Genomic DNA, 22972 nt, shown 5'->3' with positions numbered 1-22972 from the left:
CACCAGGAGGGGCCTCCCGCCGGAATGGCGGGAGGCCCCTCGTGATGCGCTGCGGCAACGTCAGCCCAGGATGGCGAGCGCCTGGTTGAGCGTCGCGGACGGGCGCATGACCTTGGTGGCCTTGGCCGCGTCCGGCTGGTAGTAGCCGCCGATGTCGGCGGGCGAGCCCTGCACCGCGATCAGCTCGTCGACGATGGTCTGCTCCTGCTCGCCCAGCGTCTTGGCGAGGGCCGCGAAGGCCTCGGCGAGCTGCGCGTCGTCGGTCTGCTTGGCCAGCTCCTGCGCCCAGTACAGGGCGAGGTAGAAGTGGCTGCCGCGGTTGTCGATGCCGCCGAGGCGACGCGACGGCGACTTGTTCTCGTTCAGGAACGAGCCGGTGGCGCGGTCGAGGGTGTCGGCGAGCACCTGGGCGCGCGCGTTGCCCGTCTTCGTGGCGAGGTGCTCGAAGCTGACCGCGAGGGCGAGGAACTCACCCAGGCTGTCCCAGCGCAGGTAGTTCTCCTTGACCAGCTGCTGGACGTGCTTCGGGGCGGAGCCGCCGGCGCCCGTCTCGAAGAGGCCGCCGCCGTTCATCAGCGGGACGACCGACAGCATCTTGGCGCTGGTGCCCAGCTCCAGGATCGGGAAGAGGTCGGTCAGGTAGTCGCGCAGGACGTTGCCGGTGACGGAGATCGTGTCCTCGCCGCGGCGGATGCGCTCCAGGGAGAACGCGGTCGCCTCGACCGGGGCCATGATCCGGATGTCCAGGCCCTCGGTCTCGTGGTCGGCGAGGTACTGCTCGACCTTGCCGATGAGCACGGTGTCGTGGGCGCGGGTGTCGTCCAGCCAGAAGACGGCCGGGTTGCCGGTGGCGCGGGCACGGGTGACGGCGAGCTTCACCCAGTCCTGGATCGGCAGGTCCTTGGTCTGGCACATGCGGAAGATGTCACCGGCGGCGACGGTCTGCTCCAGGACGACGTTGCCCGCGGCGTCGACGACCCGCACGTTGCCCGTGGTCTGGACCTCGAAGGTCTTGTCGTGGCTGCCGTACTCCTCGGCCTTCTGCGCCATCAGGCCGACGTTCGGGACGGAGCCCATCGTCGACGGGTCGAAGGCGCCGTTGGCGCGGCAGTCGTCGAGGACGACCTGGTAGACGCCGGAGTAGCTGCTGTCCGGCAGGACGGCCAGGGTGTCGTGCTCGTCGCCGTCCGGGCCCCACATGTGGCCGGAGGTGCGGATCATGGCCGGCATGGAGGCGTCGACGATGACGTCGCTCGGGACGTGCAGGTTGGAGATGCCCTTGTCGGAGTCGACCATGGCCAGCTCCGGGCCCTCGGCCAGCTCGGCCTCGAAGGACGCCTTGATCTCCGCGCCCTCGGGCAGCGACTCCAGGCCCTTGAAGATGCCGCCCAGACCGTCGTTCGGGGTCAGACCGGCGGTGGCGAGGACGTCGCCGTACGCGGCGAAGGTCTTCGGGAAGAAGGCGCGGACCACGTGGCCGAAGACGATCGGGTCGGAGACCTTCATCATCGTGGCCTTGAGGTGCACGGAGAAGAGGATGCCCTCGGCCTTGGCGCGGGCGACCTGCTCCTTGAGGAACTCGCGCAGCGCGGCGACGCGCATGACGGAGGCGTCGACGACCTCGCCCGCGAGGACCGGTACGGACTCGCGCAGGACGGTGGTGGAGCCGTCGTCACCGGTGAGCTCGATGCGCAGCGAACCGGCCTCGGCGATCACCGCGGACTTCTCGGTGGAGCGGAAGTCGTTCTCGCCCATGGTGGCGACGTTCGTCTTCGAGTCGGCCGTCCAGGCGCCCATGCGGTGCGGGTGCGCCTTGGCGTAGTTCTTGACCGACGCGGGGGCGCGGCGGTCGGAGTTGCCCTCGCGCAGGACCGGGTTGACGGCGCTGCCCTTGACCTTGTCGTAGCGGGCGCGGATGTCGCGCTCCTCGTCGGTCTTCGGGTCGTCCGGGTAGTCGGGGAGCGCGTAGCCCTGGCCCTGCAGCTCGGCGACCGCGGCCTTGAGCTGCGGGATCGAGGCCGAGATGTTGGGCAGCTTGATGATGTTGGCGCCGGGCGTCTTGGCCAGCTCGCCGAGCTCGGCGAGGGCGTCGGAGATGCGCTGGCTCTCCTCCAGACGCTCCGGGAAGCTCGCGATGATGCGCCCCGCGAGCGAGATGTCGCGGGTCTCCACGCCGACACCGGCCGTCGAGGCGTAGGCCTGGACCACCGGCAAGAACGAATGGGTCGCCAGGGCCGGGGCCTCGTCAGTGTGGGTGTAGATGATGGTCGAGTCAGTCACCGGGTGCTCCGCTCCGCGTCTGCAACATTGCTCGACATCAAGATATCTCCTACCCACCCCCTTACGGACAGTGCCTTCCGGTCCGTTCTTCGTAGACACTGTCTACGCGATGTAGTAGACAGTGTCTATGACCGAACGGAACGATCAGGACGCCGGGCTGCGGGCCCGGCTGGTGGACGTGGGCGTCGAGCTCGTGGCGACGCAGGGGGTGCAGGCGCTGACCCTGCGGGAGATCGCTCGCCGGGCGGGCGTCTCGCACGGGGCGCCCCGGCGCCACTTCCCCACGCATGTGTCGCTGCTCTCCGCCATCGCGCGGCGGGGCTTCGCGGAGCTGGCCGCCGAGACGGCGAAGGCGGTGGGCGACGGTCGCGGCGAGGGTGCCGGGGCCGACCCGGCCCCGGACGCTCGTACGCAGCTCAGGGCGCTGAGCCGCGCCTACCTCGACTTCGCGGTGGCGCACCGCGGGATGTTCGAGCTGATGTTCCGGCACGACCTCCTGGAGAGCAATCAGCTCGGCCTGCGGGAGACCAGCCTGCCGCTCTTCGACGTCCTGGCAGGACTGGTCGCCGAGGCCCGTCCGGGCTCCGCCGCGGGGGCGCGGGTCCTCGCGGGCGCCCTGTGGGCGAACCTGCACGGCATCGCGCAGCTGTGGGGGTGGGGCAGCCTGCGCCTCGCGACGGGCGCGGACGACGTGGAGGCGCTGCTCGACGCGGCGCTGGAGGCGCACCTCGGACCGGAGGCGTCATGACTCCGGTGATCCGACGGAACCCGCCGCAGAGCCTGCCGCGGAACCTCACCCTCGCCTGCAGCGTCGTCGGCGCCATGGTCGTCGCCCTCGACGGCACCGCGCTGACCGTCGTCCAGCCCGCCCTGCAGCGCGATCTGGACGCCTCCTTCGCGCAGGTGCAGTGGACGAGCACCGGCTATCTGATCGCCGTGGCGAGCCTGCTCGTCTTCGCGGGACGGCTCGGCGACCGGTACGGGCACCGGCGGCTCTTCGCCGTCGGGACGCTCGGCTTCGCGGCCGCGTCGGCGGGGGTCGGCCTCGCGCCCGGCGTCGGCTGGGTGATCGCGCTGCGCGTGGCCCAGGGTGTCTTCGGGGCGCTGCTGCAGCCCGCGACGCTCGGGATGCTGCGGGCCGCGTTCCCGCCGGACCGGCTCGGGATGCCGATCGCGCTGCGGATGAGCGCGATCGGCCTCGCGGCGGCCACCGGGCCGCTCGTCGGCGGCGCGCTCGCCACGCAGCTGGGCTGGCGCTCGGTGTTCTTCCTCAGCGTGGTGCCCGCGCTCGTGATCGGCGTACTGGCGCTGGTGGTGCGCGTTCCTGCGGCCCGTCCGAAGGCTCCCGCGCCCGGCCTCGACCTGCCGGGCGCCGGACTGCTCGCGGTGACGCTGGCCTGCCTCGTGCACACCCTCGTCACCGTGCCGGAGCACGGCTGGACGCCGACGGCCGTGGCGGGTCTCTCGGCGGCGGCCGTCGCAGGCGTCGCCTTCATACGCCACGAACGGCGCGCCGCGAGCCCCCTGGTGCCGCCCCGCCTGCTCCGCTCGGCCGGGGTCGGTCCCGCGCTCGGCATCCTGGTCGCGGCGTCCGCGGCGATGTTCGGGGCGCTCTTCGTCGGCACGTACTTCCTCCAGGACGTGCTGGACCTCGACCCGCTGGACAGCGCGCTGAGGGCGCTGCCGCTCGCCGTGCTGATGGTGGTGAGCGCGCCGCTCTCGGCCGTGGTGCTGCGGCGGCAGGGGCCGCGGCGGACGATCACGGCGGCGATGACGGTGCTCGCCCTCGGCGTACTTGCGCTGTCCCGGCTGGACGCGGCGTCGGGCCCGGTGGCGACCGGCATCGGGTTCCTGCTGATCGGGGCGGGGTTCGGGACGGTGATGGTCGCCGCGACGGCCGTCGTCGTGCGCCACGCCCCGGTGGCCGACGCCGGGGTGGCGGGCGGCCTCCAACAGACGGCGATGAACGTGGGCCCCACGGTGGGCATCGCCGCGGCGACCACCCTGATGACCACGTTCACCTCCCCCGCTCCGGGCCCGGCGGACAGCCGGTCCCAGTGGCCCGAAGCGGAGTTCCTCGTGGCGATGCCCCCGACGCTGACGGCGCTGGCCGCGGTGGCGGCACTCGGCGCGCTGGCCGCGACGCGGCTCCCGCGCCGGACCGCGCCGTCCCCCGGCCCGGCGCCCGCACTCACCCGGAATGCGGACGCAGCGCCGCGTCCACCATCCGCAGCGTCGCCCGCGCCTGCCTCTCGTTCGCCTCGGCGTCGTCGAGGCGCAGCGTGAAGGCCGCGCTGGTCACCGCCGTCGCGCCGTCCGGGGTCACACCGGCCTCGCTGACGCAGCCGAGGCTCGTCCCGCCGTGGAACCAGATGCCGTCCTCGCGCCCTGCCACGGGACGCCAGGCGATGCCCATGCCGTAGCGGACCCCGTCGGCCGGGATCCAGTCCCGCACCGGCACGGTCGTCCGCATCGCCGCCAGCTGGGCCGGGCGCAGCAGTCGGCCGCCGAGCAGCGCGCGCAGGAAGACGCCGTGGTCGTGCGTCGTCGAGATGAGGCAGCCGTCCGCCCCGCCGCCGAAGCCGAGGCTCGTCTCGGTGGGGCCGGTCTGCCCCGGGAAGTACGTGTATCCGGTGGCCGTCGGGCGCGGCACGTACGGCGAGGTGCCGGGCGTGAACGTGGCGCGCAGGCCGAGCGGTTCGATGATCCGCTCGTGGACCTCCTGGGCCCAGGGGTGTCCGGTGACCTCCTCGATGAGCATCCCGGCGACGACGTAGTTGGTGTTGGAGTACTCCCAGCGCCGCTCCCCCGCCGGGTCGTCGGCGTCGGGCAGCCACCGCGGGGGCCGGTCGAGGGCCGCCGCAAGCTGTTCCTTAGGCGACTGCGAGCGGAATCGGTTGCGCCGGTACGCGTCGGGGGTGAAGTCGCCGCTCTCCGCGGTGAGGTAGTCGTTGAGGCCGCTGGTCTGCCGCAGCAGGTTGGTGACGGTGATCCGGCGGCCGTCGTTGCCGTGGCCGCGGATCGCGCCGGGCAGCCAGCGCTCGACGGTGTCGGTGAGCTTCAGCTTTCCCTCGCCGACGAGCTGGAGGACGACGGTCGCCGTGAACGTCTTGGTGTCGCTGCCGATGCGGTAGTACGCGTCCCAGGGCACCGGCTCCTTTCCGGCGGCGTCGCGGTCGGCGACCCCCGCGCGGGCGGCGGTCCGGCCGTGCGCGTCCTGCACCTCGGCGAGGACGCCGCTCGCCCCGGTGGCCAGGATCGCGTCGACGCCGCGCTGGAGGGCGCGCCGTGGCCCGGCGCCCCCGGACCGGGCAGGTGCAGCGGCGGCCCGGGAGGGCGCGGCGGCCGCCCCGGTGAACAGGGCCGCGGCGGCTGCCGTGAGTCCGGTGCGCCTGCTGATCTCTCGGGTCTCCCTCATCGGGTCGCCTCCGTCTTCGGGTCCGTCTTGGTGTCCGTCTTGGTGTCCGTCTTGGGGTCCGTCGCCGCGCAGGTGAAGTCCGCGGCGGGCAGCTTGCCGTCGCGCAGATAGGAGTTGACGGCGCGGTCGGCGCACGGGACCGGGGTCCGTCCTTCGTTGCCGCGCGCGTACACACCGTGCGAGCGGATGTCCGCCGTGATCAGACGGGATCCCTTGAGCCTCTTGTGCAGCGCGAGGACGCCTTCGTACGGGACGTTGTTGTCGTACCGGGCCTGGAGCATCAGGAGGGGCACGGAGTTGCCGATCTTCGTGCCGGGTTCGCGCGGCTCGCTGCCCCAGAACGCGCAGGGGGCGATCATTCCGTTGACGTACGGACCGAAGACCGGCTGGGTGGTCCGGCTGTGCTGCATGTTCTTCCAGTACGTCGCCGGGTCCTTGGGCCAGCCGCCCGCGGGCCAGCCACCGTCGCCGCACATGAAGATCGCGCCGCCCGTCATGCTGTCCGCCAGCTCGGGCAAGGAGAGGAACTGCAGGAATCCGTCGAGCGCGGGCCCCGGCTCGATCTCCTCCCCTGCGGCGGCCCTCTTCAGGTCGGAGACGACGCTGACCAGCTGGGGATCGTTCTCCTCGTGCTGCACGAGCTGCTTGAAGATCAGGCGCAGCAGCGGGGCGTTGAGGCGCAGCCCCTTGACCGGGATGGGGTGCCGCTCGGCCCGGGCAAGGACCGTGCGGATGTCGGACCGCACCGTCCCGTCGAACTCGTCGAGCGCCGCCTCCGCGGGCGCCCCCGACCGCTGGAACAGCTCGTACTGCGTGGCTGCCGGGTCGGTCGAGGAGTCCAGGACGACCCGGTCGGCGTGGCGCGGGAACAGCTGGGTGTAGACGGCGCCCAGGTCGGCGCCGTACGAGATGCCGTAGTACGAGAGCTTGCGCTCGCCGAGCGCCGCCCGGATGGCGTCCATGTCACGGGCGACGTTCCTGGTCGAGGCGTGCGGCAGCAACGCGGCGTTGTCGCCGTGCTCCTGGCACCGGCGCGCGGTGTCGCGCGCGGACCGCACCGAGTCCTCGAAGTCCCGGCGCGGGGTGGTGGTCTCGCCGGGCGGCGTGGGCCGCGGAGCCTTGCCGCAGGTGATGGGGGTGCTCTCGCCGAGGAAGCGGGGGTCGAAGCCGATCAGGTCGTAGCGGTCGGCGACGTCCTTCAGCGCGGGCCGCAGGGCGAGGGTGGTGGCGAGCCCGTTGCCGCCCGGTCCGCCCGGGTTGGAGAGCAGGATGCCGCGCCGCTCGCCCGGTGACTTCGCCTTGATGCGGGAGACCGCGATCTTGATCGTGCGGCCGCCGGGGTCCGCGTAGTCGAGGGGCACGGTCACATCGGCGCACTGTGCGCCCGCCTCGTTCAGCTCCTTCTGGTCCGGGGAGCAGCGGCCCCAACTGAGTTGGGTACGGGGCTCTTTCGGCGATTCGGGGCGGTCCGCGGCGGACACGCCGCCCGCGAGCATTCCGACGAGACTCAGACCCGCGGTGACTGCTGACGCGACGCGCATCGTGCTCCTTGGTTCGGTGGGAAGGCTGTGGGAGGCCGTTGAGAAGCCGGTGAAAAGCCGTTGGGAAGACGATCACCACGCTAGAAACGTGCGCGTCGCCGGACCATCGGGCTACCGGTCCAACTCGCCCTGGGGAAAACCCCCGTACCGCCCTCCGTCCCCCGGCCCCCGTCGCCTTGACCTGGAGTCTGCTCCAGCTCCTAGGGTCGGGACCGATCACCGGGCACACCCCCAGGAGGTACCACCATGACCAGCCTTCCCACCCGCCGCCTCGGCGCGCTGACCGTCTCCGCGCAGGGCCTCGGGTGCATGGGGATGAGCCACGGCTACGGCGCGTCGGACGACGCGCAGTCGATCGCGACGCTCCATCGCGCCCTTGACCTCGGCGTCACCCTGCTCGACACCTCCGACTTCTACGGCAGCGGCCACAACGAGCAGCTCATCGGCCGCGCGCTGGCGGGCCCGCGCCGCGAACAGGCCGTCGTGGCCACGAAGTTCGGCTTCGCCAACCGGCTCGGCGAGCCCACGCACATCCGCGGCGACGCGGCGTACGTACGACAGGCCTGCGACGCCTCGCTGCGCCGCCTCGGCGTCGACCACATCGACCTCTACTACCAGCACCGGGTGGACACGACCGTGCCGATCGAGGAGACCGTCGGCGCAATGGCCGACCTCGTCGCGGCGGGCAAGGTGCGCCATCTCGGGCTCTCCGAGGCCGGTGCGGGGACCCTGCGGCGGGCGCACGCCGTGCATCCCATCGCGGCGCTGCAGAGCGAGTGGTCGCTGTGGACCCGGGACCTGGAGGCGGAGATCGCGCCGGTCTGCCGTGAGCTCGGCATCGGTCTGGTGCCGTTCTCGCCGCTCGGGCGTGGCTTCCTCACCGGCCGCTACACCTCGGTCGACGACCTCCCGCAGGACGACGTGCGCCGCACCCAGCCCCGCTTCGCCGCCGGGAACCTGGAGCAGAACCTGTCCATCGTGGCCACCCTGGACGCGCTGGCCGCCGAGAAGGGCGTCACGGCGGGGCAGCTCGCGCTCGCCTGGGTGCAGCACCGCGGCGAGGATGTCGTGCCCATCCCGGGCACCCGCCGCGAGAAGTACCTGTCGGAGAACCTGGGGGCCGTCGCGATCCGGCTGTCCGCCGACGAGCTCGCCGCGATCGACGCGGCGGCGCCCGCGGGCCAGGTCGCGGGCACGCGGTACGACGAGCGCAGCCTCACGACCGTGAACAAGTAGCCTGCACGCATGCCCTCGGACCTCACGTTCCGCCCCGTCCCCGACGCGCTCGCCCACCTCGCGGGCGAGTGGCACGTCGAGCGCACCGTCCGCGATCTCGCGGACGGCTCCGAGGGCCGCTTCACCGGTACGACGCTCTTCTCCCCGCTGCCCGCCCCGGACAGCGGTGGCCTCCTGCACCACGAGTCCGGCACGTTCACCTGGCACGGCACGGCGCGTCCCGCCGAGCGCACGCTCCGCTTCCTGCCCGGCGAGGAGGCGGGCACCGCCCGGGTGGAGTTCGGCGACGGCCGCTTCTTCCACGACCTGGACCTGCGCACGGGCCACTGGACGACGGATCACCCCTGCGTGGACGACCTCTACCGCGGCGAGTTCGAGGTGGTCGGGGCGGACCGCTGGCGGTCCCGCTGGCGGGTCGGCGGCCCGGCAAAGGACCTGCTGCTCGTCACGGAGTACCGCCGTGCACTTCGAGCCGCAGGTTCCAGCGGGCACCGCGCCCGGTGAGGGTGACGGTCGACAGCGGGCGTACGTCGATGTTCCAGTACGTCGACGGGGGCGCCTTCAGGCCGTAGGTGAGCGCGGCGCGCACCACCGCGGGCTCGGCCACGGCTATGACGCGGGTGCCGTCGCCGACCGGCCGGGTGTCGAGCCAGCCGCCGACGCGCGAGATGAACGCGAGCAGCGACTCGCCGCCGTGCGGCGCCGAGTGCGGGTCGCTCAGCCAGGCGTCCACCGCGGCCGGTTCGCGGGCCGTGACCTCGGCGAGCGTGAGACCGCGCCAGCGGCCCATGTCGCAGTCCCGCAGGGCCGGTTGGGCGAGGGGCGCGAAGCCCAGGGCGTCGCCGGTGGCGCGGCTGCGCGGGGTGGGCGAGCAGTAGCGCAGTTCGGCCGCGGCGAGGGGCAGGAGGGCCGGGGCGGCGCGCTGCACGTCGTCCCAGCCCGCCCGGTCGAGCGGCCGGTCGTCGTCGAAGCGCTCCGTGAGCAGGGAGGCGCTCCGGGCGGCGGCGATGAGCGTGACGTGAGCGTGCATGCGGTGATCTTGGGGCGCACGGGGGTGGGGGTCAAGATTTCTCCGCGCTTCTCGGCGGTCCCCCGCGCGGCCGGTCACTGGTTGCCGCGTGCCATCCAGTTCTCGGGGGCCGCCAGGGCCGTGAAGCCGAGCTTCTCGTAGACCCCGTGGGCGTCGCCCGTGGCGAGCAGCGTCCGGCGCACGCCGTACGGCTCCAGGTGCGCGCAGACCGCGCCGACGAGCGCGACGCCGATGCCCTTGCCGCGCACGTCCGGGGAGACGTACACATCGCAGAGCCAGGCGAAGGTGGCCCGGTCGGTCACCACGCGTGCGTACGCGACCTGCTCGCCCGAAGCCTCGTCGTACACACCGAAGTTGAGCGATCCGGCCATCGCCGCGTCGTGCTTCTCACGGGTGCGTCCGAGCGCCCAGTACGCGTCGGTGGAGAGCCAGTGGTGGACGCGGGCGGCGTCGATGCGGGCGGGGTCGGTGGACATCCCGTAGCCGTCGGGGAGCGTGGCAGTGTCGGTCATGGGGACGAGCCTCGCAGCGGCTGCGCGGCGGAGTCGACCGGATTTCACCTGCTGGGACGAGAGCCACACACCGGGCACCCGCCCCGGCCCCGCTTACCCGAGCACCTCGTCGCAGGCCACCCGCAGTCTGCGTACCCCCTCGGTGATCTCCCCCACCCCGGCGACCGCGGCGAAGCTCAGCCGGACGTGTCCGGCCGGGGGTTCGGCCGCGAAGTACGGGCGGCCCGGGGCCACGGCCACGCCCGCGCGGAGGGCGGCGGAGACGAACGCGGACTCGTCGGCGCCGTCGGGCAGCCGCGGCCACAGGTGGTAGCCGCCCGCGGGGATGTGCGGCACCGTGAACTCGGGCAGCCGCAGCCGCAGCGCCGCCGACATGGCGTCCCTGCGCTCCTTCAACTCCCCCGCCACGGCCCGCAGATGGCGCGGCCAGGCCGGTGATCCCACCAGTTCGAGGGCCGCCTCCTGGAGGGGCCTCGGCACGAAGAAGTGGTCGACGACCTGGATGGCGCGCAGCCGTTCGAGGACCGGGCCGCGGGCCGCGAGCGCGCTGACGCGGAAGCTCGGCGAGGTGGCCTTGGTGAGCGAGCAGACGTGGACGACGACGCCGTCGTGGTCGTCTGACGAGAGCGGGCGCGGCAGCGGCCCGGCGTCCTCGTGGACGAGGCGGCGCACGAAGTCGTCCTCGATGACGAACGCCCCCGCCTCGCGGGCGATCCGCAGCACCTCGGGGCGGCGCTCGGCGGACAGCACGGCGCCGGTCGGGTTCTGGAACAGCGGCTGGCAGACGAAGGCCCGGGCGCCCGTGGCCCGGAAGGCCTCCGCAAGGAGCCGGGGGCGCACCCCGTCCGTGTCGACGGGCACGGGCACCGGCCGCAGCCCCGCCGCACGCGCGATGGCGAGCATGCCCGGATACGTCGGCGACTCGACCAGGACGGGCGCCCCGGGCGGCGCTAGGGCCCGCAGCGCCGTCGTCAGCGCGCTCTGGCCGCCCGCAGTGATCAGCACCTCGGCAGCCGTGATCGCCCCGCCGATCCCCCGCGCGAACCATTCGCGCAGCTCGGGCAGGCCGTCGACCGGCGGCCGCCCCCACGCGCCGGGCCGACGCCCCGCACGGGCGAGCGCCGCCGCCATCGCGCGCTCGGGCTGCAGTGCGGGATCGAGATAACCGCCGTTGAACTCGATGACGCCCGACGGCGGGGCGGCGAGCGTGGCAAGGACTCCGGAGGCGTCGACCGAGCGCGGCACGAGCTCCGTCGTGGCGTCGGCGCTCAGCGCCACCTCCTGCCACGAGGTGTCCCCGACGGGCGCGGCGGCCACCGACGCCTCCGCGCGGAAGACGCCCGCGCCGGGGCGGGTGACGACGAGGCCTTCGGCGGACAGCTGTGCCAGGGCCCGCGAGACGGTCACGGGGCTCACCCTGAACCGCTCCACGATCGCCCGGCTGGACGGCAGCTTTCCTCCGGGAGAGTAGCGGTCCAGCTCGTTCCGCAGCCGTTTCGCCAGATCTCCCACACTGCTACTGTCATGCATGACAGCACAGGATAGCGCTACTCGCCCGACCCGGATAGCGGTCCCCGCCCCCGGCGCAGCGGCCCCGGCACCGGCCCCCGCAGGCACGCCCCGCAGCGGCACCCTGATGGCCGCCCTCGGCGTCATCGCCTTCTCCCTCACCTTCCCCTCCACCGCATGGGGCCTCGAAGGCATCGGCCCCTGGAGCTTCGTGACCCTGCGCGGCGTGCTCAGCGCGCTCGTCGCGGGCGGCTGTCTGCTCGTGCTGCGCATCGCGGTCCCCGACCGCCGCCACTGGGCGGGGCTCGCGGTGGTCGGCGCCGGTGTCGTCGTCGGCTTCCCGCTGCTCACCACGCTCGCGCTGCAGACCTCCACCACCGCGCACGCGGCCGTGGTCGTCGGTCTGCTCCCCCTCACGACCGCCGTCTTCTCGGTGCTGCGCACCGGCGCGCGCCCCTCGCGCACGTTCTGGGCGGCGGCGCTCGCCGGAGCCGCGGCGGTCATCGCGTTCACCGTGCAGCAGAGCGGCGGCGCCCTGTCCACCGCCGACCTCTATCTCTTCGGCGCGCTGCTGATCTGCGCGGCCGGTTACACCGAGGGCGGCCGCCTCGCCCGCGAGATGCCCGGCTGGCAGGTCATCGGCTGGGCGCTGGTCCTCTTCCTGCCGCTCAACATCGCGGGCGCGGCGGTGGCCCTGCCCCACGAGTCCTTCCAGCTCACCGGGCACAGCACGGCGGGCCTGCTGTACGCGGCGATCGGCTCGCAGTTCCTCGGCCTGGTCGTCTGGTACCGGGGCATGGCGGCGATCGGCATCCCCAAGGCCAGCCAGCTCCAGCTCGCCCAGCCGCTCCTGACGCTCGTGTGGTCGGTGTTCCTGCTCGGCGAGCACCTCACCGTCGCCGCACCGCTCACCGCGGCCGCCGTCCTCGTCTGCATCGCGGTCACCCAGCGGTCCCGCGGCTGACGCGCTGCCCGCCCGGCAGGTCCCAACTCCCGCCACCCGTCGTACACTTGCGGCCACGGATCGCGACCGAAGAGCGGGACGAGGGGGCACTCCAGATGCGTGCAACCGTAGGCGACGAGCTGGTGGTGCACGGCAGGATCGTCGGGCAGCACGACCGGATCGCGCAGGTCGTCGAGGTGCTGGGGACGGACGGCGGTCCGCCGTACCGCGTCCGCTTCGAGGACGGCCACGAGACCGTGATGTCACCGGGCCCCGACACCGTCGTACGGCATCAGGACCCGGCCTCCTGACCCACCGGGCTCAGCGCGGCGGCTTCGCCGGCTCCTGATAGTGGTCGGCGACCACCCGCGCCATCGCGCCGATCTTGTCGACGCCGACCTCCTTCGCCGAGAAGTAGACGTGCCCGCGCACCTCGGGGAAGCCCTCGGCGTACGTGAGGTGGCGGGACAGCTCCGCCGGGTCCTGCCAGGCCGCGGGCTGCGCCGGATCACCCGCCTTGTACAGGGCCTCGCCGATGTACAGGCGCACGCCCGTGCCGCGCACGACGTCGTTCCACCACGGGATGAGCTTCGCGTAGTCCGCGGCGGGGAAGCCGATGTTCCAGTACACCTGCGGGACGATGTAGTCGAGCCAGCCCTTCTTCACCCAGCCGCGGGTGTCCGCGTACAGGTCGTCGTAGGTCTGCACGCCCGCCCGGGTGTCCGAGCCGATCGGATCGGTGGCGATGTTGCGCCAGACCGCGAAGGGGCTGACCCCGAACTGGGTCCGCGTCCGCGCTTTCTTCACCCGCCGGGCCATCTCGCGCACCAGCCGGTCGATGTTGTCCCGCCGCCACGAGGCCCGGTCCGGGAAGCCGCCGCCGTACCGCTCGAAGGCGTCGTCGTCGTCGAAGACCTGGCCCGCGACGGGATACGGGTAGAAGTAGTCGTCCCAGTGCACCGCGTCGATCGGGTAGCGGCGCACGGCGTCGAGCATCGCGTCCTGCACGAAGCGCCGCACCGCGGGCAGGCCCGGGTTGTAGTAGAGCTTCCCGCCGTACGGCACGACCCAGTCGGGGTGCACCCGCGCGGGGTGCGTGGCCACCAGGCGGGACGGGTCCGTGTGGTTGGCGATCCGGAAGGGGTTGAACCACGCGTGCAGCTCCAGGCCCCTGCGGTGCGCCTCGTGCACGGCGGTGCCCAGCGGGTCCCAGCCCGGGTCCTTGCCCTGCACACCGGTGAGGTACTCCGACCACGGCTCGTACGGCGAGGGCCACAGCGCGTCGGCGGTGGGCCTCACCTGGAAGACCACCGCGTTGAGTCTGCGGTTCACGGCCGAGTCCAGATAGGCCAGCAACTCGCTGCGCTGCTGTGCCGCCGGGAGCCCCGGCTTGGACGGCCAGTCACGGTTGACGACGCTCGCCAGCCACATGCCGCGCAGTTCGCGGCCCTTCTTCCGCCGATGGCCGGACGAGGCGACCGCGTCCCCCGTCGTCGCCAGTCCCGCCACCGTCGCGGCGGCCACCAAGGAGAAACCCCGACGTGACATACGCCTCATCTGCATGCCCCCTGAGCTCGCTGTGCACCGACACCCCTTGCCGGTGCGCTCAGCATGCCCGACCCGGCCCGTCATGGCCCCCTCATTGCGGAGTAACGTTCACGGCCGAGGCAGGCACCGAGACCGTACGGGGGACCTGCCTGCCCCGTTGATCAGCGAAAGGCACGAGGTGACCGACTCCATGACCGATATCGCACGCGTCGGAGTGGTGGGCTGTGGCCAGATGGGCGCCGGAATCGCAGAGGTCTGCGCCCGCTCCGGACTGGACGTGAAGGTCGCGGAGACCACCGGTGAAGCCCTGGAAATCGGCCGTACGCGGCTGTACAACTCCCTCTCCAAGGCGGCCGAGCGCGGCAAGATCTCCGAGGAGGAGCGCGACGAGACGCTGGCCCGCCTCAGCTTCACCACGGACCTCGGCGAGTTCGCCGACCGTGACCTGGTCATTGAGGCCGTGGTGGAGAACGAGCAGGTCAAGACCGAGATCTTCCAGGTGCTCGACCAGGTGGTGACCCGGCAGGACGCGATCCTCGCCTCCAACACCTCCTCCATCCCGCTGGTGAAGCTGGCCGTTGCGACCTCGCGTCCCGACCAGGTCATCGGGATCCACTTCTTCAACCCGGCGCCGGTGCAGCAGCTCGTCGAGCTGATCCCCGCGCTGACCACGTCCGAGGGCACCATCAGCCGGGCCCAGGCCGTCGTCGAGAAGATCCTCGGCAAGCACGCGATCCGCGCCCAGGACCGCTCGGGCTTCGTGGTGAACGCGCTGCTCATTCCGTATCTGCTCTCGGCCATCCGGATGTTCGAGTCGGGCATCGCGAGCCGCGAGGACATCGACAACGGCATGGAGATGGGCTGCGCCCACCCGATGGGGCCGCTCAAGCTCGCCGACCTGATCGGCCTGGACACGGTCGCCTCGGTCGCCGACTCCATGTACGCCGAGTACAAGGAGCCGCTGTACGCCGCTCCCCCGCTGCTGCAGCGGATGGTGGACGCGGGCCGCCTCGGCCGGAAGTCCGGCTCGGGCTTCTACACGTACGCCTGACGGCATGTACGCCTGACGCATCACGTACGCCTGACGACGTACGCGGCGCTCACTCCCCGTACGAACACGCTCTGTACCCGACGGGCCCGGCACTCCTCCGAGTGCCGGGCCCGCGGCGTTCACACAGGGTGTGCGCAGCGGGCTCGCATATGCCCATCGCACACTCTCCCGCCCTGCTCACCACGCGAGTTGACTTCCTGTGCGGATGAAGGGGGGACGCGCCACTACAGAGAGGAGTGGACTCGTGACCATCGACGGCGAGAGTGCCGTGGTCCCGGAAGAACTCGCTGAGTTACGCCGTAGCTTGGACGTGGGTCTTGCCCGCGTCGACGGACGGCTGGCGTTGCTCAGTCAGCACGACGAACAGACCGCCAAGAACGTGGAGACCATGGAGGCCCGGGTCGCCGCACTGGAGAACACCCGCTGGCCCCTGCCCACGGTCGTCGCACTCGCGGCGGTCGCGGCCATCGCCGTAGCGGTCTGGCAAGCCATCGGCCATTAGTCAGCGCGCGTCCTGACCGAGGCGCAGATGGTGCAGGAGGAGGAGCGCCGCGGCCATGTTGGCGGCCGGGACCTCCCCACGGGCCACCATGTCGGGAACCAGTTTGAGCGGGACCCACTCGCGGCGGTCCGACTCGAAGTCGTCTTCGGGATCACCGATGTACGTCCCTTCGTCGGACCAGTAGATGTGGTGCCGGGCGTCAGTGAGCCCGTTGGACGGCTCGACGCTCATGAGGTGCCGCAGCGGGCCCGGTCGCCACCCGGTCTCCTCCTCCATTTCGCGTGCCGCCGCGTACGCGATGTCCTCGCCGTCCTCGACGACGCCTGCCGCGAGTTCCCAGCCCCAGCTGTCGGTGATGAAGCGGTGCCGCCACAGCAGGAGCACTTCGTTGGCGTCGTTGACGACGGTGGCCACGGCGACGGGCCGCAGCTTTATCAGGAAGTGGTCCAGATGCCGGCCGTCGGGCAGTTCGACATCTGCGAGATTGACCGTAAACCATCGGTTTCCATACACAGTTTGTTCGCTCTGTTTCGTCCACTGCACGGTTCTGCCACCTTCCGACTGGTAGATGGCAATATCGCAGCAGAGGAAACTTCGGAGCAGCGTGTGTGCGGCCCGGAACGGTGTGTATGCGGGACGCTGCACCGGCGGCGCCCGGGGCACGTCACAGGGGCACGCGCAGCGCTCCGTCGATGAGTTCGGCCGCCTCGGCCGTGCCCGCGCAGTCGCTGCGGACCAGATACTCGCGCACCGCGCGCAGCCGGTCACGGAGTCTCTGGGACTCCATCCCCCGTGCCTGTTCAGCCATTTGCACCGCCGTGACCACCGCCTCGTCGGTGTTGCCCTGGCGGAGTTCGATCTGGCTGAGCATGGCCAGGCGGTGCACCCGCCCCCGGTCGTGCGCCGGAGTGTCCACGGCCGCCGCGGCATGCTCGCGGGCGCTGACGAGATCACCCAGACTGAGCAGTGCCTCCGCCACTTGCACGTTGACGAGGCCGGGCTGGACATAGCCCGTCTCGTCCGGCTCGCGGCCGCGCAGGATCCGATCGGCCGCGGCCTCCGCACGCCGGATGCACGACAGCGCGCTCCTGCCGTCGCCCAGGTGTGCGTACGCCTTGGCCTGCATCGCGTACAGGTCGGAGGCGAGCGCCGGGGTGAGGTCGCGCCCGGCGGCCCGTAGCGCGGCCTCAGCGAACGCCACGGCCTGGCGGTACTCGCGCATGAACAGCGACTGGTTGACGAGCAGCGCGATCACATACGCGCCGAGCCCGGTGTCGCCGCTGGCCTTGGCGAGACGCAGCGCCTGGTGGAAGTAGCGCTGGGCGAGACCGTGCGCGTCCGAGTCATAGGCGCAGATCCCGGCGATGGCGACCAACCCGCCCGTGGACCGGTGCAGTTGGCGGCCCATCTCGTCGGTGTAGCTGCCGCGCAGCAGGGGCGCGGCCTCGGCGTTGAGGAAGCCGACGATACGGGTGCGGGTCGCGATGCCACCGGTCTTGCGGTACATCTGCTCGTAGTGGGCGCGGGCCGCGCGCATCATCTCGATGTCGGCCGTGCTCACCGGGTGTCGCCCGCCGCGGGACACATCGACGTCCTCGGGCGGGTTCTCCCACTCCCAGACCGGCATCACGGCGGGTGTTCCGGTGACGGCGGGGGCGCCGAGCAGGTGCGGCCGCTGCTGTTCGTCCGAGCGCCACAGCGCGGTGGCCCGTTCCACGAAGCCGGAGAGGGTGGACGCGGCCGTGCCGACCCGGGCGGCGGGCACACCGGGCAGCCCGAGGCCGATGTCGTCCAGGGTGACGGGCCGGTGCAGCCGGGTGGCGAGCACTTCACAGATCAGGTCGGGCACCTGGCCGCGCGGCCGCTGGCCCTTCAACCAGCGGGACACGGCAGTGTGTTCGTACCGCAGCGCGAGGCCTCTGGATCTGCCCGCCTGGTTCACATGTGCGGCGAGTCCCGCGTGGGAGATGCCTGCTTCGTCGAGGATCGCGTCGAGCAGGGTGTTGGGCTGCATGGATGCCCTCCGGTGGCTCGGTGCTGTTCAGAGTAGTGGAGGCCCCTTCACACGGGGTGTGAACGGAGTGCTCGAATCCGGGGGGTGTGCGCTCTGCCGCATGGGGTGTGGACTCGCTTGACTGGGGTGCCTCATCAGGTAAGGAGGCCGACCGGGCCGCCGGCTCCCCCCTCAAACAGTGCGGCGGCCCCCATCGGCGCCGTCCGTCCCGCCGTCTGCCCGACAACTCCATGGCGGGGCGGATGGCGCATGCCGCATTCCGTCACCCGCCGGTCATGGTGGGGGCGTGCCACTCCGGCTCGGGCTGCTGCAGGGGGACCCGGCACCGGTCGTTGCGCAGCACGAGCAGCGCCGCGTCGTCGGACGGCAACCGCCCCGCGTGGCGCAGGAGTTCGGCGTAGACCGCGCGGATGAGGCCCTGCGGGGAGACCGGCGGGACGCGGGCCGCATCGGCCAGCACGGCCCGCAGCGGGAAGAACGTACCCGCGGCGTCGCGTGCGTCCTCCATCCCGTCCGTGTGCAGGACGAGCGCCTCACCCGGGAGCAGCCGTCCGCAGTCGAGCACCGGCAGGTCGGCGGGGAGCGGGAAGGAGCCGAGCGGCGGCAGCGGCTCACCGTCCGTCAGGGGCTGCGCGGTGCCGCTGAGCAAGTGGGGCCAGGGGTGGCCGCAGTTGAGCGCGGAGATGCCGCCGTCCCTGTCGATCTCCAGGAGCAGGACGGTGACGAACTCCTCGGACAGCGGGGTCTCCGGCGCGGCGCCGCCGCTCGCCGGGTGCTCGGCCCGTGAGCGCTCGCGCAGGTGCCGCCCGAGGGCCCGCTCCAGGCGGCGCAGGACCAGGGGCAGTTCCGGCTCGTCGTGCGCGGCCTCGCGGAAGCTGCCGAGCACGGCGGCGACGGTCCCGATGGCGGCGAGGCCATGGCCCCTGACGTCGCCCATGACGACGCGGACCCCGTGGTCGGTGGCCACCACCTCGTACAGATCGCCCCCGACGGAGGCGCCCCGTGACGCGGAGAGCCGACCGGCGGCGAGAGCGAGCCCTTCGACGCGGGACGGCAGGGGCCGCAGGAGTACGTTCTGCGCGGCCCCCGCGACCTCGCGCAGCTGCCGCAACTCCCGCAGCAGCGCCCGCCGGACATGCAGTATCAGCCCGGTCCCGACGGCGAAGAAGACGGCGCTGCTGACGATCCGCGCCCCCATGTTCTCCTCCTGGGCGAGCGGGCAGGCCAGTTTGTACGTGATGGCGACGGCGCCCCACATCGTCGGCAGGCCCAGCGAGAGCAGGCGCCGGAAGCCGGGGCGCTCCATGCAGGCGAGCGGCCGGGCGGCCGTGCCTGACCTTCCGCGGCGGATGCGGGAACACCGCCCGCGCACCGTCGCCCTCATCCGTGCCCGGAGCGTCGCCCGGCAGGGAGCCCCAGCCTTGAGACGGATCATGCCGACGGCCCCCCTAGGCCCGGTACAGCGCGCAGGCCGACCCCTACGGCCGGAATGATTGTGTCGACCATGTGGGCCGATCGGGCCAGAGTGCCGTTTGATGTCACTCAAACGAGTGAGGGGCTTATCCGGTGGTCCGAATAAGCCCCTCTTTGCGCCCCTTGTGCGCCTGTTATCGCCTACGGGCAGTCACTACGCTCCGCGCAGCACCGCACCCGTCCGCTCGGCCGCCAGCGCGACGGCCGCGTCACGGGCCGCGGAGGCCTCGTCGACGGTCAGCGTGCGGTCGGCCGCGCGGAAGCGCAGCGCGTACGCCAGGGACTTCTTGCCCTCACCGATCTGCTCGCCCTCGAAGACGTCGAACAGCCGGATGGACTCCAGGAGTTCACCCGCACCGCCGGTCAGGAAGTACTCGACCACGGCGGCCGGCACCTCCTTGTCGACGACCAGCGCGACGTCCTGCGTGGCCACCGGGAAGGTGGAGATCCGCGGCGCCCGCAGCACTCCCTCCCCGGCCTGCTCCAGGCGGTCCAGGTCGAGCTCCATCGCGCAGGTGCGCGCGGGCACGCCGAGCGCCTTGACGACGCGCGGGTGCAGCTCACCGGCGTGTCCGACGGAGACGATCTCGCCGTCGACGACGACCTTCAGCTCGGCGCAGCGGCCGGGGTGCCACGGGCCGTACTGCCCCTGGTCGACGATGAGCTCGACACCGGCCTCGTGGGCGATGGTCCGCGCCGACTCGACGGCGTCCGCCCAGTCGGCCGGGCGGCCCTTGCCCCACCAGCCGGCCTGCTCGCGGGCGCCCGCGAGGACGACGGCGGCATGCCGGGGCTGGACGGGCAGCGCCGCCGTGAGGGAGGCGATCTCCTCGTCCGTGGGACGCCGGTCGACGGGCAGGCGCCCGGCGATCTTCAGCTCGTCCTGCGGGTAGAAGACCAGGCCGGTCTCGAAGAGGGCCAGGTCGTGCGAGCCCCGCCCGTCGTTGCGCCGGAGCGCGGAGAGCAGGCCCGGCAGCAGCGTCGTGCGGAGCGCGGGCTCCTCGTCGGAGAGCGGGTTGACGAGCTTGACCACGCGGCGGTTGGTGTCGTCCGCGTCGAGGCCCAGCTGGTCGAAGACGCCCTCCCCGATGAAGGGGTAGCTCAGCGACTCGACGTAGCCCGCCCCGGCCAGCGCGCGGCCGACGCGGCGGTGCAGCCGCTGCCGCTCGGTCAGACCCCGGCCTGCGGGAGGCTTCGGCAGGGTCGAGGGCAGGTTCTCGTACCCCTCCAGGCGGATGACCTCTTCGGCGAGGTCGTTCGGCTCGGCGAGGTCGGGACGCCACGACGGCACGGTGACGGTCAGGTCGTCCTGGCCGTAGACGTCGCAGCCGACCTCCTGGAGGCGGCGCACGACGGTCTCGCGGCCGTAGGCCACACCGGCGACCTTGTCCGGGTGGTCGGCGGGCATGGTGATCGTGCGCGGCCCGGTCGGCGCGATGGCCTCGGTGACACCGGCCTCTGCGCTGCCGCCCGCGAGGAGCACGAGCAGGTCGACGGTGCGCTGCGCGGCGGCGGCCGCGGCCAGCGGGTCGACACCGCGCTCGAAGCGCTTGGACGCCTCGGAGGCGAGGCGGTGGCGGCGCGCGGTGCGGGCGATGGAGATCGCGTCGAAGTGCGCGGCCTCGACGACCACCTCGGTGGTGCCGCTGACCCGTCCGGTCTCCGGGTCGGTCTCGGAGTCGGCGATCTCGGTGTTCGCGCCGCCCATGACGCCCGCGAGGCCGATCGGGCCGCGGTCGTCGGTGATGACCAGGTCCTCGGCGTCCAGGACGCGCTTGGTCCCGTCGAGGGTGGTGAACTTCTCGCCCTGCTCGGCGCGGCGCACGCCGATCGTGCCCTGGATGCGGGAGCGGTCGTACGCGTGCAGGGGCTGGCCGAGCTCCATCATCACGTAGTTGGTGATGTCGACGGCGAGCGAGATCGGGCGCATGCCGACCTTCTGCAGACGGCGCCGCAGCCAGATCGGGGAGCGGGCCTCGGGCTGCAGGCCCGTGACGGTGCGCGCGGTGAAGCGGTCGCAGCCGAGCGGGTCGCCGACCTTGACCGGGTAGCCGAAGGAGTTCGGCGCGGGCACGTCGAGGAGCGCCGGGTCGCGCAGCGGCAGGCCGTACGCGATGGCGGTCTCGCGGGCGACGCCGCGCATCGAGAGCGCATAGCCGCGGTCGGGCGTGACGGCGATGTCCAGGACCTCGTCGACGAGCTCAAGGAGCTCGATGGCGTCGGTACCGGCCTCGTGCTCCGGGGGCAGGACGATGATGCCGCCGGTGCCGTCGTCGCCCATGCCCAGCTCGTCGCCGGAGCAGATCATGCCGTGGGACGTCTTGCCGTACGTCTTGCGGGCGGCGATGGCGAAGTCGCCGGGCAGGACGGCGCCGGGCAGGACCACGACGACCTTGTCGCCGACGGCGAAGTTCCGGGCGCCGCAGACGATCTCCTGCGGCTCGCCGGTGCCGTTGGCGGTGCCGACGTCGACCGTGCAGAAGCGGATGGGCTTCTTGAAGCCCTCCAGCTCCTCGATGGTGAGGACCTTGCCCACGACGAGCGGGCCCTTGAGCCCGGCGCCGAGCTGCTCGACGGTCTCGACCTCGAGGCCGACCTCGATCAGCTTGGTCTGCACGTCACGGCCGGTCTCGGTGGCGGGGAGATCGACGTACTCCCGCAGCCAGGAAAGCGGGACCCGCATCAGATCTCCATCCCGAACGGCCGGGTGAACCGGATGTCACCCTCGACCATGTCTCGCATGTCTTCGACGTTGTGGCGGAACATCAGCATCCGCTCGATGCCGAACCCGAAGGCGAATCCGCTGTACTTCTTGGGGTCGACGCCGCAGGCGGTGAGCACCTTGGGGTTGACCATGCCGCAGCCGCCGAGCTCGATCCAGCCCTCGCTGCCACAGGTGCGGCAGGCGCGGTCGGGGTTGCCGACGGACTCGCCACGGCACACGTAGCAGACCATGTCCATCTCGGCGGACGGCTCGGTGAACGGGAAGTAGTTCGGCCGCAGCCGGGTCTTCATGTCCGGGCCGAAGAGCGACTGGACCATGTGGTCCAGGGTGCCCTTGAGGTCGGCCATGGTGAGGCCCTCGTCGACGGCGAGCAGCTCGATCTGGTGGAAGACCGGGGTGTGCGTGGCGTCGAGCTCGTCCGTGCGGTACACCCGGCCGGGGCAGACGATGTAGACCGGCGGCTCGCGGCGCTCGAGGAGCGCGCGCGCCTGCACGGGCGAGGTGTGCGTCCGCAGCACGACACCGGACTCTCTCCCAGAGCCGAAAGCCTGGGAGGTACCCCCACCGTCAGTCCCCTCGGGACCCTCGACGAAGAAGGTGTCCTGCATCTGCCGGGCCGGGTGGTCGGGCGTGAAGTTCAGGGCGTCGAAGTTGAACCACTCCGCCTCGACCTCGGGGCCCTCCGCGACCTCGTAGCCCATCGAGACGAAGACGTCGGCGACGCGCTCCATCATCGTGGTCAGCGGGTGCCGGGCGCCTGCGGGCGTCCGGTCGTAGGGCAGCGTGACGTCCACTGCCTCCTCGACCAGGACGCGGGCGTCGCGCTCCGCCTCGAGCTCGGTCTGGCGGGCGGCCAGGGCCTTGCTCACGGCGCCGCGCGCCATGCCGACGCGCTTGCCCGCCTCGGCCTTGGCCTGCGGGGGCAGCGCGCCGATCTCGCGGTTGGCGAGGGCCAGCGGCGAGGTGCCGCCGGTGTGCGCGACCTTGGCCTCCTGGAGCGCGTCGAGGGAGTCCGCGGCGGCGAAGGCGGCGAGCGCCTCGTCCCGCATCCGCTCGATCTCTTCAGGTTTCAGTGCCTCGACCTCAACAGGGTCGTACGACTTGTTCGGTGCCGACATCTCTTCCCGTGCTTCCGATTGGCTGGCGGATGGGTCCCCGTCAACAACTCGGAGACAAGCTGACAAGCTGTC

The 22972-nt window shown here is 72.2% G+C and carries 20 protein-coding genes; 8 read left to right on the top strand and 12 right to left on the bottom strand.

The features are described from left to right. Nucleotides 1–60: 60 nt before the first annotated feature. Nucleotides 61–2280: an NADP-dependent isocitrate dehydrogenase gene (locus tag ABZV77_RS20320; protein WP_356258467.1), complete on the bottom strand. Its 2220-nt coding sequence runs from the start codon at nucleotides 2278–2280 to the stop codon at nucleotides 61–63. A 127-nt stretch (nucleotides 2281–2407) separates the two neighbouring features. Between ABZV77_RS20320 and ABZV77_RS20315 the strand changes: the two genes are divergently transcribed. Together ABZV77_RS20315 and ABZV77_RS20310 are read left to right on the top strand one after the other, a co-directional pair. Beyond that, the gene (locus tag ABZV77_RS20315) at nucleotides 2408–3028 is read left to right on the top strand and encodes a TetR/AcrR family transcriptional regulator (RefSeq protein ID WP_356258464.1); all 621 of its coding nucleotides are present in this window, start codon (nucleotides 2408–2410) and stop codon (nucleotides 3026–3028) included. After that, a complete protein-coding gene (locus ABZV77_RS20310; RefSeq protein WP_356258462.1) occupies nucleotides 3025–4566 on the top strand; it encodes an MFS transporter in 1542 nt (513 codons plus the stop codon). Before ABZV77_RS20315 ends, ABZV77_RS20310 begins: the two co-directional genes overlap by 4 nt. Here ABZV77_RS20310 and ABZV77_RS20305 read toward each other — a convergent pair. After that, nucleotides 4472–5698, bottom strand: a complete 1227-nt coding sequence (locus ABZV77_RS20305; RefSeq protein ID WP_356258459.1) for a serine hydrolase domain-containing protein — start codon at nucleotides 5696–5698, stop codon at nucleotides 4472–4474. The genes ABZV77_RS20310 and ABZV77_RS20305 overlap by 95 nt on opposite strands. Continuing rightward, on the bottom strand, nucleotides 5695–7239 hold the full coding sequence (locus ABZV77_RS20300; protein ID WP_356258457.1) for an alpha/beta hydrolase: 1545 nt from the start codon (nucleotides 7237–7239) through the stop codon (nucleotides 5695–5697). Before ABZV77_RS20300 ends, ABZV77_RS20305 begins: the two co-directional genes overlap by 4 nt. A 246-nt stretch (nucleotides 7240–7485) precedes the next feature. Here ABZV77_RS20300 and ABZV77_RS20295 point away from each other — a divergent pair, with 246 nt between their 5' ends. Then, on the top strand, nucleotides 7486–8475 hold the full coding sequence (locus tag ABZV77_RS20295; protein WP_356258454.1) for an aldo/keto reductase: 990 nt from the start codon (nucleotides 7486–7488) through the stop codon (nucleotides 8473–8475). 9 nt (nucleotides 8476–8484) lie between these two features. Next, on the top strand, nucleotides 8485–8979 hold the full coding sequence (locus ABZV77_RS20290; RefSeq protein ID WP_356258452.1) for a DUF6314 family protein: 495 nt from the start codon (nucleotides 8485–8487) through the stop codon (nucleotides 8977–8979). Here ABZV77_RS20290 and ABZV77_RS20285 read toward each other — a convergent pair. From ABZV77_RS20285 to ABZV77_RS20275, 3 genes are all read right to left on the bottom strand, one after another. Further along, nucleotides 8921–9505, bottom strand: a complete 585-nt coding sequence (locus tag ABZV77_RS20285) for a histidine phosphatase family protein (protein ID WP_356258449.1) — start codon at nucleotides 9503–9505, stop codon at nucleotides 8921–8923. The two genes, ABZV77_RS20290 and ABZV77_RS20285, sit on opposite strands and share 59 nt — an antisense overlap. Before the next feature lie 74 nt (nucleotides 9506–9579). Further along, nucleotides 9580–10017, bottom strand: a complete 438-nt coding sequence (locus ABZV77_RS20280) for a GNAT family N-acetyltransferase (protein ID WP_356258446.1) — start codon at nucleotides 10015–10017, stop codon at nucleotides 9580–9582. A gap of 93 nt (nucleotides 10018–10110) precedes the next feature. Next, nucleotides 10111–11547, bottom strand: a complete 1437-nt coding sequence (locus tag ABZV77_RS20275; protein ID WP_356258444.1) for a PLP-dependent aminotransferase family protein — start codon at nucleotides 11545–11547, stop codon at nucleotides 10111–10113. On the opposite strand from ABZV77_RS20275, the gene ABZV77_RS20270 reads away from it, so the two are divergent. Further along, the gene (locus ABZV77_RS20270; protein ID WP_356258442.1) at nucleotides 11546–12490 is read left to right on the top strand and encodes a DMT family transporter; all 945 of its coding nucleotides are present in this window, start codon (nucleotides 11546–11548) and stop codon (nucleotides 12488–12490) included. The two genes, ABZV77_RS20275 and ABZV77_RS20270, sit on opposite strands and share 2 nt — an antisense overlap. Nucleotides 12491–12585: 95 nt before the next feature. After that, a complete protein-coding gene (locus ABZV77_RS20265) occupies nucleotides 12586–12780 on the top strand; it encodes a DUF1918 domain-containing protein (RefSeq protein ID WP_356258439.1) in 195 nt (64 codons plus the stop codon). Nucleotides 12781–12790: 10 nt separating this feature from the next. Here the strand turns inward: ABZV77_RS20265 and ABZV77_RS20260 are convergent, their stop codons facing one another. Then, entirely contained in the window at nucleotides 12791–14026 is a 1236-nt protein-coding gene (locus ABZV77_RS20260) for a family 10 glycosylhydrolase (protein ID WP_356258437.1), read from the bottom strand. Between the two features lie 181 nt (nucleotides 14027–14207). Between ABZV77_RS20260 and ABZV77_RS20255 the strand changes: the two genes are divergently transcribed. Next, nucleotides 14208–15068, top strand: a complete 861-nt coding sequence (locus ABZV77_RS20255) for a 3-hydroxybutyryl-CoA dehydrogenase (RefSeq protein WP_356258434.1) — start codon at nucleotides 14208–14210, stop codon at nucleotides 15066–15068. A 244-nt stretch (nucleotides 15069–15312) separates the two neighbouring features. Beyond that, nucleotides 15313–15570: a hypothetical protein gene (locus ABZV77_RS20250; protein WP_356258432.1), complete on the top strand. Its 258-nt coding sequence runs from the start codon at nucleotides 15313–15315 to the stop codon at nucleotides 15568–15570. Here the strand turns inward: ABZV77_RS20250 and ABZV77_RS20245 are convergent, their stop codons facing one another. The 5 genes from ABZV77_RS20245 to pheS all read right to left on the bottom strand — a co-directional run bounded on the left by ABZV77_RS20245 (nucleotide 15571) and on the right by pheS (nucleotide 22900). Next, nucleotides 15571–16113, bottom strand: a complete 543-nt coding sequence (locus ABZV77_RS20245) for an NUDIX hydrolase (protein WP_356258429.1) — start codon at nucleotides 16111–16113, stop codon at nucleotides 15571–15573. Between the two features lie 121 nt (nucleotides 16114–16234). Further along, on the bottom strand, nucleotides 16235–17584 hold the full coding sequence (locus ABZV77_RS20240) for a transcriptional regulator (protein ID WP_356258426.1): 1350 nt from the start codon (nucleotides 17582–17584) through the stop codon (nucleotides 16235–16237). A gap of 262 nt (nucleotides 17585–17846) precedes the next feature. Next, complete coding sequence (locus ABZV77_RS20235; protein WP_356258423.1) at nucleotides 17847–18890, bottom strand: PP2C family protein-serine/threonine phosphatase; 1044 nt, start codon at nucleotides 18888–18890, stop codon at nucleotides 17847–17849. Nucleotides 18891–19211: 321 nt separating this feature from the next. Then, nucleotides 19212–21740, bottom strand: a complete 2529-nt coding sequence (gene pheT / locus ABZV77_RS20230; protein WP_356258420.1) for a phenylalanine--tRNA ligase subunit beta — start codon at nucleotides 21738–21740, stop codon at nucleotides 19212–19214. Further along, nucleotides 21740–22900: a phenylalanine--tRNA ligase subunit alpha gene (gene pheS, locus ABZV77_RS20225; RefSeq protein WP_356258417.1), complete on the bottom strand. Its 1161-nt coding sequence runs from the start codon at nucleotides 22898–22900 to the stop codon at nucleotides 21740–21742. The genes pheT and pheS overlap by 1 nt, the downstream gene beginning before the upstream one ends. Nucleotides 22901–22972 lie beyond the last annotated feature (72 nt).

This window comes from Streptomyces sp. NPDC004732 (assembly GCF_040609235.1).
In the GTDB taxonomy this organism is placed as follows: domain Bacteria; phylum Actinomycetota; class Actinomycetes; order Streptomycetales; family Streptomycetaceae; genus Streptomyces.
The sequence above is the reverse complement of the archived record's forward strand: the minus strand, read 5'-3'. Positions and strand labels throughout refer to the sequence as shown.